This window comes from Micromonospora sp. Mcm103, from assembly GCF_024519755.1.
Lineage (GTDB): Bacteria > Actinomycetota > Actinomycetes > Mycobacteriales > Micromonosporaceae > Micromonospora > Micromonospora aurantiaca.
Genome location: NZ_JALJRJ010000063.1, coordinates 1 through 643 on the forward strand (window position 1 = coordinate 1; position 643 = coordinate 643).

The window sequence follows — 643 nt, forward strand, 5'->3', positions numbered from 1 at the left end:
GGTTGGCGAGGCTGCGGTGGGTCACCCCGACGCCCTTCGGCCGACCCGTCGAACCGGAGGTGTAGACCACATACGCCAACTGATCCGGATCCGGAGCAGACCAACCCCACCGACCCCGCTCACCCCCACCACTGGGCAGACCCTCCAGAAACGCCTCGTCCACCACGACACCCACACCCGCGTCAGCCACCAGATACCCCACCCGCTCCGACGGCATGGACTTGTCGATCGGCAGATACGCACCCCCGGCCTTCCACACCCCCAACAAGCCCGCCACCAACCCCACACCCCGCTCCAGATGCACCCCCACCACCGACTCCGGCCCCACCCCGAGCGACCGCAACCGACACGCCACCCGATCGGCATACCGGTCCAACTCCGCATACGACACCACCGCCGCCCCCGCCACCACCGCCACCGCATCAGGCCGCGCCGCCACCTGAGCCCCAAACGCCTCCCCCACCGACACACCCACCAACTCCCCAACCCCCCGGTTCAACCCCCCAACCACCACACCGTCCTCCGGCGACAGAAACACCCCCGACGCATCACCATCCGGATCAGCCGCCATCGCCTCCAACACACCGCGATACATCGCCGCCAACCGCTCCGCCCGCCCCCGACCCAACACCCGCGTATGGCT

Annotated in this window: 1 protein-coding gene; it reads right to left on the bottom strand. The window is 69.4% G+C overall.

Features of this window, described 5'->3' with window-relative positions; genetic code table 11:
* Positions 1–595 (bottom strand): AMP-binding protein (locus OC439_RS30180; protein WP_262016386.1); only part of this gene is annotated, 595 nt, incomplete at its 3' end.
* Positions 596–643: the final 48 nt, after the last annotated feature.